This is a genomic window from Chitinophagales bacterium (assembly GCA_040877935.1).
GTDB lineage: Bacteria > Bacteroidota > Bacteroidia > Chitinophagales > CAIOSU01 > JBBDNB01.
The window spans coordinates 144595-161617 of sequence record JBBDNB010000008.1; the positions used below are offsets into that span (position 1 = coordinate 144595).

The following is a 17023-nucleotide window of genomic DNA, read 5'->3' on the forward strand; positions in this document are numbered from 1 at the left end:
ATAATTTTCGGTGATATTAACGTATCAATGAAAAATTACCTGTTTCCTGTACCTCTTCACCATCGGGAAGCACAATCACAAAGTAATACACATAAGTTCCGGCCGGTTGAAGCTTTCCATTATATGTTCCATCCCAGGGACTTGTTTTATTGTGTACAAGTTCACCCCAGCGATTGAATATCTGTGCTTGTTTTAGAGATACAGCCCCTGAGTTCACAATACTGAAAGTACCATTCACTCCTCCACTATTAGGAGAAAATGCATTGGGTAAACCGTAGAGTTCATCCACTTCTTCAATAAAGGTCTGGACAGTGTCAGAATTAGCACATCCATTACTGTCAGTATATGTATATGTGACAAAGTAGGGACCTCCAACTTCAAGTAGTTCCGGATTAAAGGCATTGTTCTCAACACCATCTCCTGCGTACTCACCGCCCTCAGGTGCTCCGACCAATGGAACAGGATCATCATAAATTATATAACTTGAATCCAATTCCTGCAGGGCTACTTCAGGAAGTTCGAAATGCTCAATTTCAATTTCATTTGAAGCAGCAGGATTCCCTGTAATACAAGCCTCATTTGAAAATAAAACAACATGAACAAGGTCACCTTCCTCTGAACCGGAATAAGTATAAACAGAATCTGAATTCACCTCAACTGTATCTCCATTGATTACCCATGCGTATTCTGGTGCAGTTCCACCAAATGTTGGATCCGCTGTAAATGTAACTTCATCATCAGGGCAAACTGGATTTGGATCTGCTGAAAGGCTCACTTCCACTTCCCTAAATTGAACAGCATTGATATCAAAGAAAACTTCATCACCTACACAACCAGTAGCAGAAATGGGAATAACACTTACTGTAGTATCACCTGTGACAAAGAACGTTTGTACAGCACTTGAATCTCCATTGTTCCACACATAATCTTTAGAACCAGTAGCCATTACTGTAATTGAATCGCCCAAACATCCAATACTGTCACCAACAATAACAGCTTCAGGAAGCTCATCAGCAAATACAGTAATGGAATCTATATTGCTGTAGCAACTGAGATTTTCAGCTTGTGCAAAATATTCGATTAATGAATCTGTTGTTACGGTGATTGTATTAGATACTATTGTATCGCCATTTTCATTCCACCAGGTAATATTAGACCCTGGGAAACCACTTACACTCAACACTGTGGAATCACCTGGACAAACGGTATTGTCACCTACAATTTCAATTGCAGGTCCAGGATTAACTTCTACAAAAGTAGTATCTGAATAATTTTTACAACCCAAATCAGAAGTGACTTCCACAACATATGGATTCATTCCTACGGGAGGAGTAACGCTTATACTCTGGGTAACCTGACCTGTATTCCATTCATAAGTTGTGCCTCCTCCAGCTGTAAGCGTAACACTTTGTCCCTGACATAGTGTTGTCAATGTATCAGGCTGAATAAATGCACCTGGCAAAGAATCCACTACAAGCAATAAAGAATCGCGATCGGAAAGTCCACAACAATCAGACTCTACCTGAAGGGTAATCCAAAACGTGTCTGGTGTTTCAAAAACTACATCTCTAAGCGTCATCAAACTATCCCCCTGACGTACATTTGGCGTAGCACCTCCGCCCAGCGTCCAGATATAATCTATACCTGATTTTGAGCTAAAGAAATCAACCGAATCACCGGCACATACGCGATAATTTCCATTAAAGAATTGTGCAGAAGTTGAAATATCCGGCATTACATCCGCAGCAGTTACCGCAATATTGGTAAATCCTGCATAATAGTCAGAATCGTAAGTAATATTTTTTCTACCGATTGTATCATATTGATTGATTTCAATTGCATTAGAAGCAGTAGTATTGGTAGCTCCTATACCAAAATCCCAGCTTGCGGCAGCAGGACCGGAAAAAGTAATATCTGTATTGGCACAACTAATATCCTGTACATTAATAGTGGCCTGTGCCTGTAAATCAAATGTGGAATCAGCTGTTACAGGAAAATCACCTGAGAAGACATAGAGGTTGCCGGAAATTCCGGGTTGGCCTTCACCACCCTGGCCACCATCTCCACCGTCACCACCATCTCCACCATCACCATTAGGCGTGTTTCTACAAGCAAGAGTAGTATTTGGATATTCTTCTCCAAGTCCACCTACACCACCAGATCCTCCAGTTCCACCAGGGCCACCAGGGCCACCGGCACCTTCATTTCCACTTTGAACTACAGTTTGTAAAAAGTTTGTATTTGGGCCATTGTTGAACAAGAACACACCGAAAGAGGCACCGCCTCCGTAGCCACCGCTACCACCGGTGCCGCCTTCACCACCGGCACCTCCGCCACCTCCGCCACCGCCATCAGCTCCTAAGGCGGCACCACCGGCTCCTCCGCCACCACCACCGGAAAGGCCATGATCGCCATCATCACCGGGTTGTCCGGGTGCTCCAGGTTCAAAGAAACCTCCGGCAAAACCTCCGGGTGAACCATTAGGACCATCAGCACCATCAGCACCGTTAGCACCATCAGCACCGGGACTAGAAGTTGTAGCACCAATACTTAAAAAGTTTTGGCATGTATTTCCTCCCTCACCTCCTTGTCCTCCGGCAGCAGCAGTTCCACCTACCCCTGCATCACCAGGTGATCCAGGATTTCCATCGCTACCAGAAAAAGTTCCGCCAGATCCGCCTTGACCACCATTTCCACCACATCCAGAAACACCACAAGCACCTATCCCTCCATTTCTTCCGCTGGCATTACCACCGGCAGCTCCATTAGCTCCAATTGTTCCGGGATCTCCTTGAGCGCCAGCAGATGCATCACCAGCAATTATTTGACATCTTACAATATCATAATTGGTACAGTTAGAAAAATGCAATCCATAAGTAGATATTCCCGGACCTGAAGCAGCAGGCGCGGCATCTACTTCTATTGTTAAATCCTGAAGTCTGAAAAAAGATTGCCCATTTACATAAAAAGCTGCCAGGCGTGGTGCTTGTGGAGGGCCATCGGGGTTATTGGCAGACCTGAAAATTGTAGTAGCACCAGCCAAGCTCGTTTTACTCCAGTTATTGGCTACTTCAAAACCACCTTCAACAGTGGTGTAGCTTGTAAGGTTATCAATAGTGCTGTCAATTACATAAAAACCGGTAGCCATTTTTATCACACTGTTGTTGCATTGCGCCATACCAAGTGCTGTTCTAATATCAGTAGGATCAGCTTTTGTACCCACTCCATTTCCTGTTGGTGTGACATAGATATTGATACAAACCGGTTCCGGTGAAGGGCCACCCGATACAACAGTTACGGTGTCGGTCACATCACAACCACCAATAGTTGCTCTTACCCAATAGTCTGTAGTTGTACTTGGGGTCACCGTTATTGATTGTGTACTATCTCCTGTACTCCACAAATAATCAGCACCAATTACAGATAAATTGGCAGTAAGCGTAACCGGAGCCTGACCACACATAAAAGGGTTGGCAGGGAATATGTCCAAAACTGGTTGAGGAATTACAGGCACAGTAATATTCGTTGTTCTATCACAGGTTCCATTTGATGTAGTAACTGAGTAAGTTGTTGTAGTATTGGGTGTAACAGTAGTTTGTGCACCTTGTTGCCCATTGCTCCATGTAGCAGTTACACCCGGTCCTATATCAACACTTAAGTCAACTGATGCTCCGCTACCCAAGCATACCAAAGGTGGATCTGCGACAGGAATAGGTAAAGTCAGGATATTGAAATCAATATTATCGGATGCCATAATATTGCCACAATTGTCTTCAACATCTTCAAGGGTTAGTGTAAACTGTCCATCAGTGGGTGTGGATTGTGTGTAACTTACCTCTATTTCACGAGTAAAACTTCCATTGGCACATCCTACACCATTGATTCCTGTTACAGTAACACCCACAGACCCAGTAATAGTAGCAGTAGCATTTGCCAGGGCATTACAATTTACGGGCTCGTCCATTGTAACTGTTACAGTACCATAGTTACAGTCATTGGCAATGCCAGCGATAGTAGGTGATGTGTTGTCAACAATAGATGCATCACCATCAAAAGTAATTGTATAGCCTGTATTATCTCCTGTGTAGTTATTTATCAAAAGCGCATAAGTTTCTCCAGCCTGTATTGTTATACCTGGCATTGTACGCGGTGCCCATGCAGGAAAGCTCAAGGGTCCAGTTCCACTAGGAGTTACAGGGGTTATCAATCCCGTATTACCATTGCTTGCAGAATAATTACAACGAATAGGATCAATTGACCCCAAATTACTGCATCCTGAATTAGTGATATTCCACAGAGCAAAATCATAATCAAAGCTTGTATTGATCATAAAAGTAAAACTACCTGAGGTTTGTGCAGTAAAAACATACCAAACTGAATTGGTTTCCCCTGTAGATAAACAAGTTCCATTGGGACTTAAGTCGTTTACATTTCCAATCCCTGAGTAGGAAGTGCTTTGTGAATAGCTGTTCTGACAAACGGGAATTGCATTGATACAATCTTGCTCATCTGCTCTTGGTCCACCACTTCTGGCACCTACATTAGGGTTTTGTGCCAATTGTTGTAGATAATTGTTTGATTCTTTAATTTTCTTTTTGGCTGCTTCGCTCATTTGCCCTTGCTGGGCAAAAAGTTGAGGAGTAAAAAATAGACTTAATAGAATTGCGACAAACGGAATAAAAATCCTTTTCATGCTTAATGGTAATTTAGCTTTTATGAACAATTTCAAACTTCAAATTTCAAAAAAATTCAAGTATTTAGGAAATGATTTGACTCAAATTTGTGCTAAATATACAAAGATATCTCCGATTGTTGTATAAGGAAAGCAAAGGTAAAGTAGTAGGCTTAAAAATTATGCAAATCAACAAATTGACAAATTCACAAATACTAGAGCTGCGGGCAGGGAATACTTAATTTTCTTTTTCCGGCTGTGGTAAAATTTCCGAAATAGGCAATTGACAATTCAAATGCGCCCCTTGATTTTGAAGCTGTTTTCAGGGATGATATATTCACATCATAAGATGCGCCAATATTGAATCCCCTGAAATCAATTCTTGCACCAACTATAACTGCATCAGCAGTTGGCACGCCCATTCTTGACCATGCACCAATTGATAATGCAGTTGGTTGTTGGTAATAATCTTCAAGAATAAATTGTAAGTAACTTCCAAAATTGACCTGATTGCCAAACCGCTGCTGATAATAGGCAATGCTCGGCAATAGGTTTAAGAGTTTATTAACATAGATTTCAGCTCCGGTATGAACATTAAATCTACTGTAATATTGATAACCTACATTATTGAGCAAATCAATTTTTGGCTGAAGAATATGAAAATAGGCCCCTCCAAAATAGATATTGAACTCCTTACTCGGAATGATCTGCCACATGACACCGGTAGAAAGATCAGCATTGATGCCACTTCCGTCTCCCACCGATTCACCGGAAGGAATATCGGGGTTTACTTCTACCCCATCGTACTGACTGTCGTACAAAAACTGCGATGCATCCAGCCTTTTATTGAGCAATGCTCCCTGAAACCCAATACCTATTCTGTGTTTGATTTTTGAACCCAGTGCTTTTCTATAAGCTATGGAAAAAGCAAAATTATTTGAAATCAATGGCGCATCACCAGCCCTGTCATTTACAAAAGAAAGCCCTATTCCAAAATTATCGTCTTTCAGTTTTCCACGCAACATATTCAATTCAGCAGCAGCGCCCATAGTCCTGAAACCATTGGTAAAACTACCCCACTGACTCCTGTACTGTCCCGATACTTTATAATCTGCATTGAAAAATCCAGTGAGTGAAGGATTGAGCAAATAAGGTGCTGCATTGTACTGTGAAAAATGCGGATCCTGGGCTCTTATTTCATTTGAAAAAATTGCCAGCAACAATAAAAACAGAAGTACTCTACACTTGTAATTTCTCATCTCAGCAAGGTTACATTTCCTTTAAAAACTTTGCTTTTTCCATTGTCAAATTCTGCCTCAACCACATACATATACACCCCTTCATTGACAGCTTTGCCATTGGGATATGTGCCTGCCCATCCTTGTTCTACATCAGTGGTTCTGAATACCATTTTTCCCCAGCGGTCAAAAACCTCAAACACAAGGCTACTCAGGCGGGGACTTCGAACATATAATATATCATTCAAATTGTCGCCATTGGGTGTGAATGCAGTAGGAATAAACACGGAGTTTTCATCAGGGATTACTTTAATGCTGCTGCTTGCAGTTGCCGTACAACCATTTGCATCCTCCAGCTCTACTGCATAGGTTGTAGATTCATCTGGAACAGCATAAGGTTCTGTACACAGACCACAACTCAGGTATATAAAAGGATCCCAGCGTGCACTGAAAATAGTATTGTTAGATATTATTCTCAGTCGAACAGAATCTCCCTTTAAAATAGAGGTATCAGCCGGAATAATTTCGGCTTCCAATGCTTCACCAATATTATCAATTTCTACTGATTTTATAACAACACAACCATCTGCATCACTGAGCGTAACCGTATAAGTTCCCGATTCAAGGTCATTTAATGTATCTGAAAAAGTTTCGTTGCTCCATTCAAATTCATAACCGGGCGTACCACCAGACGCACTTACTGCAATACTACCATTGTTTCTTTCACAAGTAGCATCTTGTGCTATATCAATTATCACTGCAAGATCAGAAGGGGGCAAACAGGTTCCATTGCAAGCTCCTATACTTGGTGTGCCATTTGTTTGCCAATTACCCGAGCCATCAGTGGTGCGGTATATACTTTGACCATTTGAAGGAGCCTCTCCGGCATACAAAATTTCATTGCCCGGGGTCATGTCTGCGGCAGCTTCTAAATTGCTTGTTCCTAAGCACTGATCTGGCACACAGGGGCTGTAGCCAAATATCTGGTTGGTGCCGAGTGTATTGGCCTGACCGGAAGATGCTGTCCAAAATACGGCATCCACGACTTCAAGAGCGTCATCGTAAAGTGCTATCCATCCTGCATCATTGGGAAGATCCCAGGTGTCGGGCGAACAAAAAGTATTTAAATTGCAAAAGTAAGGAACGACAAAATCTGCTTCATTCACATTGGGTCCGCCTATCACCACAAAATCCAAGGGCGCCAACTTAGTCCCTATAGGAAAGGCAAATGCACCACCATTATCTGCTGTATATTGACCAGCAAGAATAAAACAGCTCAGGTCTATAGTATCGCATTGGCTTTCATTGAAAACCTCTATCCATTCACTGCCATCAGTGTCATCAGCACAGTTTGATAATGTCTGATACAACGGATCGTTCGGATCGTTGGGTGGATTGAGCATCACCTCGTTTATTTTCACCTGCGCATAAAGTGCTGATACACAAAGCAATAAGACTGTAAATATCGTTAAGCGGGAAATAAGCATAAGATTCAAAATGCAAGAATGTGTGTAAAAATAGACAATAAATTATTCCTGATGAAAACCCATTATCGCTTTTACGCTACTAAAGGCTATTTTTATCTTTTTATAAACAGCGATTGAAATTGAATCAGCTTTCTGCCATCATGGAGGGAAACAGTTTTACAGCTATAAAATTGTTTTATTCAGGCAGATTTTAAATTCCCTGAAATGGATTATGGTTTATGTCATCTTTCTATAGTACCGATAAGAGCAGAAGCCTCTGACAAAGCAGAAATGGTCAATCAGCTATTGTTTGGGGAAACTTTTAAAGTTTTACTGAAAGAAAACAATTGGGTAAAAATTCAGTTGGATTGGGACAAATATGAAGGATGGATAGATGCCAAACAGTTTCTACCGCTCAATGCCAATCAACATAAAAAATTCAAAGATAGCAGCTTGAGTTACTGTTTTGAACTCTGCAGCACAGCAATAGGAAATGAACACTACCTGCCTTTGTGCCTAGGTGCAAGCCTGCCTTTTTTTGACGGACTGCATTTTAAATTACTCAAAGAAAAGTACCTTTTCAACGGCAAAAACATTTTACCGGCATCTACTCAAATAAATGCCAAAATCATTGAAAAATGTGCCCGCAAATATCTTAATGCACCTTATTTATGGGGCGGGAAAAGTCCATTTGGAATTGATTGTTCAGGTTTTACGCAAATGGTTTGCAAAATGCTGGGTAAAAAAATCAAAAGGGATGCCTATCAGCAAATTCAAAGTGGGGAAAATGTGGACTTTATATTGGCTGCAAAAACAGGTGACCTGGCATTTTTCGGCAATAGCGATAATAAGATTACGCATGTGGGCATTATTATCGACAACTCCAGGATAATCCATGCTCATGGAAAAGTGCGGATGGATAAAATTGATGCTTATGGCATTTATGATGCTGACAGAAAAAAATATTCGCATCAACTGAAATTGATCAAAAGAATATTTTAATCCGCTTTTTTGTTTTCAATTACTGCCAGCGTCAAGCGACTGACACACACAAGTTTTTCTTTTTCATTTTTAATTTCAATGTCCCAAACCTGTGTAGTTCTGCCCAAGTGGCGAGGCTTTACCTTGCCAAAAACCACCTCTCCTTCTCTTGCTCCGCGCAAATGATTGGCATTGATCTCCAGTCCAACTACTGCTTTTTCTTTCATATCCACACACAAGCTGCCGGCTATACTTCCCAGTGTTTCTGCCAAGACCACTGAAGCTCCGCCATGCAATAGGCGCATTGGTTGAACGGTTCGGTGATCTACCGGCATTTTAGCCGTAATAAAATCAGCACCTATTTCAGTGATTTCTATGCCGAGATGTTCGGTCATAGTGTTTTTGCTGCCTTTATTGATTTGTTCAACTGTAGCAGCATTCAACCATATGCTCATAAATTAAATTTTGTATTCAGATCAAAAAGCAAATCAATTGAACCAACTATTGTGAAATATCTACTTCGGCCCAAACAAATCCTTTGCCTTGTCTTTGGCTTTTTCCTTGGTTTTTTCAGCTTCCTCTCGCGCCTTTTCTTCCGCTTCCTTCTTTAATCTTTCAGCTTCTTTTCGGGCTTTTTCCTCGGCTTCCTTTTTAGCTTTTTGAGCATCCTGTTTTAGCTTTTCGGCTTCTTTCCGGGCTTTTTCTTCAGCTTCCCGTTTTAACCTTTCCGCCTCTTCCCTTGCTTTTCGCTCAAGTTCCTCTTTCTTTTTCTGAAATTCTTCCCTGGCCTTGTCTTTCAGAGAAGATTCTGTCTCTTTCCCTGCGAGCTTGATACTGATTTTAGGATCATCCATAGTGCCGCCCATTCCTATATTAAAAGCTAAAGTAGAAGGCAGTGCACTTGAACTGACACCGGGAATTTTCGCCTGGTCAACAAGTGAGCCGACATAATCCCTGGCGCCACTCAAATAATTAGAAGGAACATTTACCAGCATATTGTAATCCAGTGTTTGGTCAAGGCCGTGGGAACCACTGACATCCATTTTCACATCTTTCACCGCAAAATCAAAAGGTTCAACATACACCCGTCCATCAACAACTTCAAGCACGGTCATAATGCGGTTGATCTTCAGTTCTTTTAAATCCTTCATTTTCAGTTTGTCGGCAATTTTATCTATGCCTTTAAATCCGCTGAGTGTAGCATTGCGCAAATCCACTTTTCCTTCTCCGTTTACACTAGATTCTACCAGGTTCAACTGATCGTCCAATTCTGTCATTAAGTGAAAATCAGAGGAGAAAAAGCCGTCAATATGCTTGCCTATTGGCGCCAATGATTGCACCGTATTGAATGTGTTATAGGCTTCTTTTACATTCAGGTTGCTGATATTGTAGTTGAAATCCAGATAAGGCCTTTTGCCTTCAGGTGTAAGGAAAAAACCAGCTATAGCCACTTTCCCTCCCAGCACATCGGCTGTAAGTGTCTGAATATCCAATCTGCGTTCTGAAAGCGCCAGGCTTGCGCGTGCATTGCGCAGTTCGGCATCATCCATAGTTATTTTGGCCACAGTAGCCTTAATAGCAAATTCAATATCATCCGGCAATTCAAATTTTTCTGTTGATTCACTGGCAGCTGCTTCACCTGCACTGCCTTCTTCTGAAGCAGGTGTTTCTTCCTCACTTACACCCATCAATTCATTCAAATCAAGAAAATCGGATGCCAGATCGAGCTGTCCTTTTAATTTTCCGGTTCCGAGGCTGTATGCAAAGAAATTTTCCAGGCTTCCTGCTGCTTTCAAATCGCTTTTTCCAATATTTAAGGCCAGATTTTTCAAATCCACTTTATTGGGATTGAATGCAAGGTTGAAATCCTGAATATTAACCGGCAGGGGCAAATCCGTTGTTTCATAAGTCATATTGCGAATACGCACAGTTCCAGTAGCATCAAATTCTTCATAACGTTCGGTTTCCAGTGTAGATACTTTTCCTTTCGCTGTTAGATTCATATCCAGGTTTCCTGTAAGCTCCTCTTCCAATGGATAGTAATTTTTCACATTGGCAAGATTTACCTGGGCGAGCAGTGTAAGGTCAAACAGTGGGTCGAGCATAGGTTGTCGCACCAAGGCTTTTATGTCAATGGGTTCTTCGCCCAGTTTCATTTTCAATTGTTTGAGGTCAATCACCATATTGTTGAGATCACCTCCGGGACTATTTACAGCAAGATCAATAAATACCTGCCGCACGGCTGCGGGCAGATCGGGATATTGGAATGTGCCGTTGTCAACTTTTAGCCCCAGATTAAAGGCAGGGTAGCTCTCATCCTTGTATTCCCCCTTAAGATCACCTTTCAAACTGAAATTTCCATCGGCTTTCAGGTCCTGAAAATCGGTCATGTAAATAGCGGGTATCAGGGAAAGCAAAGATTTAAAGTCTGTAGTTGGGGTATTGAATTTCAGATCAAGATCGTAGGCATCCTCTGGCAATTCTTTTACAAGTCCGCTGAGCTTCAGTTCCAGTTCATTCAGTTTCAGCCGGTTATCTTTGATCTCATAACTGCTCTGGGCCAGATCAATAAACGTGGTCAAATCCATTTCTAAGCGGCCTTTTTTAAGATAATCAACTCCATCGGATTTAAAACTCAGCTCATCGATTCTTGTTTCAGTAATAAGATTGAATTGTTCAAGTGTGAAATCCCCCTCGCCCGAATGGTTTAAATTGCGGATAACAAGCAGCATCTTCCCTTGCACATCATCATAAGTGATTTGTGCATTTTCAATGCTGTATTTTTTAAGTGAAATCCTTATATCAGAAGCTGTCTCAGTCTCAGGAGCTACTTCTTTTTCAGGAGCATCTGTTTCTTTCACAATATCATAACTGGCAGTTCCATCTTCCAAAACTTTCACCCTGAAATCGGGATTTACAACAGACACACTATTGATGGCCACCAGGTTGGACTTCAGAATGGGCATAATGTCTAAAGTAAATGCGAGCTCATCGATTTGCGCCAGCGTATCTCCTTTAAATGGCTCGTGGTTGACAACAGTGAGTTTTATCAGTGAAAAAGACAAATTTGGAAAACTGCGCAAAATACTGATGTCCACATCTTTAAAATCGGCATCGGCATTCAGATAATTGTTCATTTCTGTTTTAGCAATGGCAATCAGTTTGTCTTTAAATAGATAGGGAACAGCTATAATAGCACCAAATAATAATACAAGTAGCAATATAAATGCAATAAAAATTTTCTTAAACATTGTTCTGGATTTTAGCTTATGACAATTATAGCAATTAATAAATAACTTTGTTCATTGAAACATGAAAATATGTCGCCTGAGCGTAAAAAAAAGATAAAGGCAGTATTGGACAAACGACAGTATGACTTGACTGTTGTACTTGAAAACATTTTCGATCCGCATAATTATTCAGCTGTATTGCGCTCCTGCGATGCTGTTGGAATCTATGAGGTCTATATTCTCATTACTGAAAAACCTGTTCGCAAATATGTGGGACGCAAAAGTTCTGCAAGTGCCTATAAGTGGATTAAGATACACTATTTTGATGATATTGATAAATGTATGCAAGAGGTTTGTGGAAAATACAAGAATATTTTGAGCAGCCATCTTGAAAGCAAAGCCCAATCGCTTTATGATTTTGATTTGACTGAAAGTACTGCACTGTTGTTTGGAAATGAACAGGTGGGTTTGTCGGACGCCATCTGCAAATATGCAAACGGTAATTTTGTAATCCCGCAAATGGGCATGATACAAAGCCTGAATATTTCCGTGGCTTGTGCGGTAAGCTTGTATGAAGCATTCAGGCAGAAAAACCTTGCAGGGCACTATGATGCCCCTGCCCTACCTCGGGAGGTTTATGATAAAACAAAAAAGCTTTGGTTTGACAACAAGCCGCTGAGTGATGATATTATTATTGATATACGGGAGGATATGAAGAAAAAGGGAATTTAGAGCATTGATAATATTAAAAGTGCTTTTGATGGTTTGTAAAAAGGCTTATTTTCACCAATAAAGCATTTATGTATACATACATATACAGCTATACTAGCGGTCTATGCATACAAAATGCATTACTATAAACAACTTAGCCACAATTATACAAATGAGATACCTACTTTTATTTCTTTCATTTACTATGTTCATTGGATGCAGTAAAAAAGCTAACAAACTAACACATATAAAAGAAATCAATTCTGTATTTACTGAATCTGAGATAGAAGATTTAGAAGTTCTCTTTGACTTTTTTAATAATTCAATTTGCAATAATAAAATTGAATATTTAACTGATTGTTACTATGATTTTTTTGATAAGGTTAAAACATCAGCAGACTCAGGTTCACTTTATCTACATATACCAATTGAAGATCAATTAGCACTTTATGATCAATTAAATGACTCAACCTTCTATCAAATTTGGGCAATTGGAAAAAGTTGGAATCATGAAGATACTGATGACACTTTAAAGTCAGTTTATTACAGATGGGACGGAAAATTCTTCGAATTTTTAAAACAGGCAGGAAAGCAAAATGAATTTGCGAAGGCCTATCTAGAATCTGTTGAGGCAGCAGGAAGCCCACCTCCTTCTCTTGTGGCAAGTATAACTTATAATTACAAAGAGTTGGGTATAGAAGACCTTAGAGTAAAATTTATTCTTGCTATCCATTTTTTGACTTTAAACGATGAATATAAAAGAGAAGAAAAATATCATGATGCCTAAAATTTAACCCAAAGTTTGAAGAAAGACTCTAAAATTGCTCTTAGCTACCCCGCTCGATCAAGAATAAGCAAAGCACTTCTTATCCGCCCACTCCCACCGGCTTTCTCAAAATCCAGTCCTTTCGGAGCTAACAAGCAAGCCCTGAAAAGGACGAAATAAAAAAAAACAAAGGGTGCAGCTCTTGGTTTCTTCCCTCAAAACTTCAGCAAATGCGCCTTGGACTTATCGCGCCAACCGGCCTGCGATTCATAATCCACATAATAGATTTTCAGATCTGCCTGTGATTCGTAATCCACGAAAAAGAGCTTGTAATCGGCTTGAGATTCGTATTTTACTGCAAACCAAAGCCCATCTTCATCGGCCTGTGATTCATAATCTACATGATAGACCTTTAGATCACATTGCGATTCATAATCAACCACGAAAACTTTCAGATCGGCCTGTGATTCATATTTTACTTTAAATACTTTTTGGGCAAACACAGATGATGCCGCAAAAACAAAAAGCACAGAAAATATAAGGGCAGTTTTTTTCATAGTCGTATTATTTCAATTTTTTACGAATTTGCTTATAACGCTTGTCTTTCAGCATATCTATCAAATAGTCATCATCTCTGATCTTGGCAATGTCCATTGCAGAATAATAAGTGCCTTTGTGCCGATAGCCTTCAGCTTTGGGGTCTGCACCCATTCTTAACAATTCCCGAATAACTTTGCTGCGCCTGTATCCTTTTACCCGATAAAAAACAGCCGTGGCTAATGGTTCTCCATTCACATAATTGGGATCTATGCTGTAATCTTTCAATAAACGAAGCAGCTCAACAGTCTGGTCTTCTTTGTCTTTGTGCAATCCATCTTTAGAAGTCAAGCGCATGAGGCTGCTCAGGTAAGAACGTTTGTACTCTTCTTTAGTCCCGGTATTAATTTCCGTATAGGCTATTCCATTGGGATCAGCACCCTGTTCCAGTAAAAAGCGGATACTGCGAAAGTCCATTTTATAAATGGCCATATACAAAGGCGATTCGTGATAAATCTTATAAATGTCACCCTGCCTTTTTTCTACCGTTTTTTTCCGCAGCACCTGGTGATTGACATCCACACTGTCTTTCAAAACCAGTTTTGTAATGGCATTGTAATCTCCAAGTTTTACGGCATCTACCAACTTGCTGCCCGGCAGGGTAATGACTTTTATGTTTTTGATTTTGTTTTGAGCCAGTTTTGCAAAATGCCCCTTGGGGTATTTTTCCAGGTAACGTTCGTAATCTTCTATGGTATTTTTTCTGCGGATTTCCAACCAAAATGCATCCTCCTCAGCTCTTTCATTTTCCAGCTCCTTTAAACTGTCTTGTACAGCAATATTCCTGAGTCCCTGCAAAGCCAGCTCCTTTATTTTTTGCATATCCTGATATTCAACAGATACAGTTGCAGGCTCATTTTTCAAATAATAGCTCACCGATTCCAATGCATTTTCAAAATCTTCAATTTCCATATAAGTTTTGCTGCGCCAGTATTCTATCTGCAAATTGGTGGTGTCCAATATGGTCTCAGCATCATTTAATTTTTCAAGTGCCTGTGCATAGTTTCCTAAATCGAAAAATCTTTCCGCCTCAAAAATCTTCATGTACGCCATTTGATTTTTATCCTGTGCAGTAAGTTGCAGGCTCATAAATATTCCCATTAACAGGAAAAAGAAGTATCCGTTTCTCATAAATCTCAAATCACAATTAAGAATGAAATATAAGCAATTCAAAATTTTATTCTTGTTATTAAACCTCAAAATAACTCTGTGCTTCCCAATTAAAATTTACAAACAATGCGATTTGTTTATCTTCATGTCTGAACTTACAGTTGATTTTTCTTAAATTATCAGTATGAAAAACAAACTATTCACATCTACCCAAAAACAGGCTCCCCCTGCATTTGACAATGCTTTTATGGAAAGCATGACCCGTACACCGCCCTATTTACCCTTCGTAATATTTATTCCTGTAATTCTGTTTTTCCTGTATCGCGCCATTTTTATTACGGCCACTCCATTGTGGCAAATTGCTCTGCTTTGGTTCTCTGCAATGGTTTTCTGGACAGCACTGGAGTATTTTATCCACCGCTATCTGCTGCATTTTAAAACCGATTCGGAATTTGGCAAAAAAATGATGTACAGTTTGCACGGCATCCACCACGATTATCCAAATGATACTTCCAAATTGTTTCTTCCATTATGGGTAACCATTCCAGGTGGATTTGGTTTTTATTTCCTGTTTCTTTGGCTAATCGGCCCGGAGTTGATTGATGCATTTTTCAGTGGACTTGTTGCCAGCTACCTGTTTTATGATTTCAATCATTATGCAGTGCATCATTTAAACTTGAAAAACCCGGTATTTCAATTCCTTAAGAAGCATCACCTGAGTCATCATTTCAAAGATCCTTCCCGGGCATTTGGCTTTACGACATCCGTTTGGGACAATGTGTTTGGCACACCAAGGAAAAAATGATTGGGCTACTTACTTTTCCACTCCCCTTTAAAAACATATTCAGCAGAGCCCGAGAGTACAATATTGCTAAAAGCATTGTCTTCAAAATCAAACGCCACCCTTAACTTTCCACCCAGGGTGTGCAGTATGCGCCATTTATCAGAAGTTTTATCCTCCAGGAAATCGGCCAATGAAGCAGCTACAACTCCTGTTCCACAAGAATAGGTCTCATCCTCCACCCCTCTTTCATAAGTGCGCACATACAATTCATTTTTGGTAAATGCTTCTATAAAATTGACATTGATGCCCTCTTTTTTGTAGGGGGCACTGTTCCTGATTTTCCTACCCTGACCAGCTATATCCGCATCTTTCAATTGTTTTTGATAAACCACACAATGGGGCGATCCTGTATTTAAAACCCAGGCATTGTCCTGTTTTTCATATTGCTTCACAGGAATCATTTCAAGCGCTACTCCCTCAGCATTAATATGCGCCTTATGCGCACCGTCAATGGCCAGGAAATGTGCGGCTTTATCTATTATACCCAAATCTGCAGCAAACTGCACAATACACCTGCCACCATTGCCACACATGCTGCTTTCTCCTCCATCTGAATTGTAATAGATCATTTCAAAATCAAAGCCGTCCTTATTTTGCAAAAGCATCAGTCCATCAGCTCCAATGCCAAACCTGCGGTGACACATATCGGCAATTTCCTTGCGTGAAACACTTTTGTCCCCTGACCTGTTATCCATTAAAATAAAATCATTGCCAGTGCCGTGATATTTAAAAAACTGCATAATATGTGTTTTAAAATGAAAGCGTTAAAGCGTGTTATAAAAAGGATTAAAAATTGTTAAATGACTTTTTTAAAAAACACAATTGAAAAAAATTTGCGTTTGAAAAACCAGTTTCACAAGAACAATTACACAAAGAAAGTAATTATTTAAATCAAAAATCAATACACCATGAGGAATATAAAACAACTAAGCCTGACCATTACAGTTTCAGTATTAACTGCATTAGCAACACTCTATTTTGGCAAAGCATATATAATGGAGCAATTGCCCCAACTTACCGAAAGCCCTGCTGAAATTGCACAGCCAATAAAATTCACCAACTATGTTCCCGGCCCTACCACACAGGAGGGACTAACAGATTTTACCCATGCTGCAAAATTGGCTACACCGGGCGTAGTACACGTAAAAACACTATCCGTACAATCACCCGCTAATCATCAACCACACCCCCTTGAACAACTGTTCGGTTACCGATTCGGGAACCCGCAAAACCAGCCGCGCAGAGCTTCTGGAAGTGGGGTTATTATTTCCAGTGACGGCTATATTGTCACCAACAATCACGTAATAAAAGAAGCTGACGAAATTGAAATAAGCCTGAACAACAACAAAAGCTATAAAGCGGAATTAATTGGCAGCGATCCCAATACCGATCTGGCTCTTTTAAAAAT

Annotated in this window: 13 protein-coding genes; 5 read left to right on the forward strand and 8 right to left on the reverse strand. The window is 40.2% G+C overall.

Annotated elements, in window-relative coordinates:
* Positions 1–16 precede the first annotated feature (16 nt).
* The 3 genes from WD048_02285 to WD048_02295 all read right to left on the reverse strand — a co-directional run bounded on the left by WD048_02285 (position 17) and on the right by WD048_02295 (position 7397).
* On the reverse strand, positions 17–4693 hold the full coding sequence (locus WD048_02285) for a gliding motility-associated C-terminal domain-containing protein (GenBank protein MEX0811015.1): 4677 nt from the start codon (positions 4691–4693) through the stop codon (positions 17–19).
* 194 nt (positions 4694–4887) lie between these two features.
* A complete protein-coding gene (locus WD048_02290; GenBank protein MEX0811016.1) occupies positions 4888–5931 on the reverse strand; it encodes a PorP/SprF family type IX secretion system membrane protein in 1044 nt (347 codons plus the stop codon).
* A complete protein-coding gene (locus tag WD048_02295) occupies positions 5928–7397 on the reverse strand; it encodes a gliding motility-associated C-terminal domain-containing protein (GenBank protein MEX0811017.1) in 1470 nt (489 codons plus the stop codon). The genes WD048_02290 and WD048_02295 overlap by 4 nt, the downstream gene beginning before the upstream one ends.
* A gap of 204 nt (positions 7398–7601) precedes the next feature.
* Here WD048_02295 and WD048_02300 point away from each other — a divergent pair, with 204 nt between their 5' ends.
* A complete protein-coding gene (locus WD048_02300; GenBank protein ID MEX0811018.1) occupies positions 7602–8378 on the forward strand; it encodes a C40 family peptidase in 777 nt (258 codons plus the stop codon).
* Here WD048_02300 and WD048_02305 read toward each other — a convergent pair.
* Together WD048_02305 and WD048_02310 are read right to left on the reverse strand one after the other, a co-directional pair.
* Entirely contained in the window at positions 8375–8812 is a 438-nt protein-coding gene (locus tag WD048_02305; GenBank protein ID MEX0811019.1) for a hotdog fold thioesterase, read from the reverse strand. The genes WD048_02300 and WD048_02305 overlap by 4 nt on opposite strands.
* Positions 8813–8872: 60 nt before the next feature.
* Complete coding sequence (locus tag WD048_02310; GenBank protein ID MEX0811020.1) at positions 8873–11608, reverse strand: AsmA family protein; 2736 nt, start codon at positions 11606–11608, stop codon at positions 8873–8875.
* 54 nt (positions 11609–11662) lie between these two features.
* Here WD048_02310 and WD048_02315 point away from each other — a divergent pair, with 54 nt between their 5' ends.
* Entirely contained in the window at positions 11663–12319 is a 657-nt protein-coding gene (locus tag WD048_02315) for an RNA methyltransferase (protein MEX0811021.1), read from the forward strand.
* 151 nt (positions 12320–12470) lie between these two features.
* Entirely contained in the window at positions 12471–13085 is a 615-nt protein-coding gene (locus tag WD048_02320) for a hypothetical protein (GenBank protein MEX0811022.1), read from the forward strand.
* Positions 13086–13279: 194 nt separating this feature from the next.
* Here WD048_02320 and WD048_02325 read toward each other — a convergent pair whose 3' ends face one another.
* Positions 13280–13621, reverse strand: a complete 342-nt coding sequence (locus tag WD048_02325; protein ID MEX0811023.1) for a DUF6150 family protein — start codon at positions 13619–13621, stop codon at positions 13280–13282.
* Between the two features lie 7 nt (positions 13622–13628).
* Positions 13629–14792 carry a hypothetical protein gene (locus WD048_02330; protein MEX0811024.1) on the reverse strand — a complete coding sequence of 388 codons (1164 nt, stop codon included), beginning with the start codon at positions 14790–14792 and terminating at the stop codon, positions 13629–13631.
* Positions 14793–14955: 163 nt separating this feature from the next.
* On the opposite strand from WD048_02330, the gene WD048_02335 reads away from it, so the two are divergent.
* Positions 14956–15576, forward strand: a complete 621-nt coding sequence (locus WD048_02335) for a sterol desaturase family protein (GenBank protein ID MEX0811025.1) — start codon at positions 14956–14958, stop codon at positions 15574–15576.
* Between the two features lie 5 nt (positions 15577–15581).
* Here WD048_02335 and dapF read toward each other — a convergent pair whose 3' ends face one another.
* Complete coding sequence (dapF, locus tag WD048_02340) at positions 15582–16355, reverse strand: diaminopimelate epimerase (protein ID MEX0811026.1); 774 nt, start codon at positions 16353–16355, stop codon at positions 15582–15584.
* A gap of 168 nt (positions 16356–16523) precedes the next feature.
* Here dapF and WD048_02345 point away from each other — a divergent pair.
* Positions 16524–17023, forward strand: a 500-nt coding sequence (locus WD048_02345; GenBank protein ID MEX0811027.1) for a trypsin-like peptidase domain-containing protein, incomplete at its 3' end; no start/stop codon positions are given.

Coding starts and splice junctions, on each gene's coding strand:
- WD048_02285 (MEX0811015.1), bottom strand. CDS start 4,693: ATGAAAAGGATTTTTATTCCGTTTGTCGCAATTCTATTAAGTCTATTT.
- WD048_02290 (MEX0811016.1), bottom strand. CDS start 5,931: ATGAGAAATTACAAGTGTAGAGTACTTCTGTTTTTATTGTTGCTGGCA.
- WD048_02295 (MEX0811017.1), bottom strand. CDS start 7,397: ATGCTTATTTCCCGCTTAACGATATTTACAGTCTTATTGCTTTGTGTA.
- WD048_02300 (MEX0811018.1), top strand. CDS start 7,602: ATGGATTATGGTTTATGTCATCTTTCTATAGTACCGATAAGAGCAGAA.
- WD048_02305 (MEX0811019.1), bottom strand. CDS start 8,812: ATGAGCATATGGTTGAATGCTGCTACAGTTGAACAAATCAATAAAGGC.
- WD048_02310 (MEX0811020.1), bottom strand. CDS start 11,608: ATGTTTAAGAAAATTTTTATTGCATTTATATTGCTACTTGTATTATTA.
- WD048_02320 (MEX0811022.1), top strand. CDS start 12,471: ATGAGATACCTACTTTTATTTCTTTCATTTACTATGTTCATTGGATGC.
- WD048_02325 (MEX0811023.1), bottom strand. CDS start 13,621: ATGAAAAAAACTGCCCTTATATTTTCTGTGCTTTTTGTTTTTGCGGCA.
- WD048_02330 (MEX0811024.1), bottom strand. CDS start 14,792: ATGAGAAACGGATACTTCTTTTTCCTGTTAATGGGAATATTTATGAGC.
- WD048_02335 (MEX0811025.1), top strand. CDS start 14,956: ATGAAAAACAAACTATTCACATCTACCCAAAAACAGGCTCCCCCTGCA.
- dapF (MEX0811026.1), bottom strand. CDS start 16,355: ATGCAGTTTTTTAAATATCACGGCACTGGCAATGATTTTATTTTAATG.